Here is a 1346-nt window from a genome sequence, read left to right as displayed (position 1 = left end):
CCCCTATTACAGGCGGCAGCTCGACCAGGTGGCCAACTCACCAGGCACCGGCAGCAGCTCAACCAGGTGATCGCCTCAATGTTGTGAGACAAGTCCCTCCCCTATTACAGGGCGGGCCTGATCTATTGTTGAAGTTTACCAACTAGGTTACACTTCAAAACACATCATTCTGATGAGGGCTTATTACATGAACCAATCACGACCGGCCACACCTGGCCAGATACTTGAAAGGGAATTCTTGGCCCCGTACGGAATCACTCAAACAGACTTGGCCACCCATACCGGATGGACAAGAAAGCACGTTAATCAGCTATGTCGCGGGCGAGTGCCTGTTACAGTCGATAGCGCGTTTATCCTGGCAGCAGCTACACGAACAGAGCCGGAATACTGGCTAGGGCTGCAAAGTGCCGTGGATCTATGGGACGCAGAGAATGACGAGGCGTTGCGTAGTCGTCTAGGACAGGTGAGGCCGTTAGCGGCATAGAAAGGGAAAACCCCGGAAACCAACTTGGCGGGCGGTTTACCGGGGTCTAAATTTGGTGGCACTTTCGGTGAGCTTGGCGGCAACCGAGGTGCCGGAGCCTGGATAAGGCTAAGGGTTGCACCTCCTATTATAGCGGGAGTGTACCCCTTGGCAAGTTAGGGGTGCATCAATAATGGCGCAAGCTCAGTTGTCCTTGTTCGGTCAGAACGAGGCAGAAACATATCACGACACAAGCGCAAGGGGCTTTTTCTCGCTCCTGGTGCAATGGCCAACCGGCAAACGTCAATCCTCTTTCCCTCTTGAGCAGATGCCAACAGTCCTTAATGCTGTTGATCATCGTCTTGATACCTGGCTATCACAGGCCGAGTTTATGCGGCCAAACAGGCGAGTCGTGAACCTCCTTCGGATTGGTTTGTTATTCGCTGATCTCGATACCTACAAGATGCCCTGGGCTCAAGGTCGCAAGCCTGAAGAACTGGCGGCGGCCATCACGTACTTTTGCCAGTCTGAAGGCATACCGCAGCCATCCATCATGGTCTATTCAGGGCGTGGCATTCAGGCTAAATGGCTACTGGAAAGGCCAGTACCTCGCCAAGCCCTGCCCCGCTGGAATGCTTGCCAAACCCATCTAATCAACAAGCTGGCCGAGCTGGGCGCTGATCCAGGGGCAAAGGATGCAAGCCGAGTGCTTCGCCTGGTCAATACCGTGAATTCAAAGAGCGGGGCCGTGTGCCGTGTGGTTCACGTACTGGAAGAAGGGGGCTTACCCATTCGCTACAACTTCGAGGGCACTGTTGCAAATAGTCGGTGGTGATAAACTTATCATCCCCTTTTGCTGATGGAGCTGCACATGAACCCATTC

2 protein-coding genes are annotated in these 1346 nt (G+C 53.9%); both read left to right on the top strand.

Annotated elements, in window-relative coordinates; translation table 11 throughout:
• Positions 1-172 precede the first annotated feature (172 nt).
• Complete coding sequence (locus L2I46_RS29110) at positions 173-484, top strand: HigA family addiction module antitoxin (protein WP_306414229.1); 312 nt, start codon at positions 173-175, stop codon at positions 482-484.
• A 172-nt stretch (positions 485-656) separates the two neighbouring features.
• Positions 657-1298 carry a hypothetical protein gene (locus L2I46_RS29105; protein ID WP_204378140.1) on the top strand — a complete coding sequence of 214 codons (642 nt, stop codon included), beginning with the start codon at positions 657-659 and terminating at the stop codon, positions 1296-1298.
• The last annotated feature ends 48 nt before the right edge of the window (positions 1299-1346 follow it).

The sequence above is a fragment of the Klebsiella sp. 2019SCSN059 genome (assembly GCF_021739525.1).
GTDB classification, from domain to species: domain Bacteria; phylum Pseudomonadota; class Gammaproteobacteria; order Enterobacterales; family Enterobacteriaceae; genus Klebsiella; species Klebsiella quasipneumoniae.
This window is presented reverse-complemented; position numbering and strand designations above follow the sequence as displayed.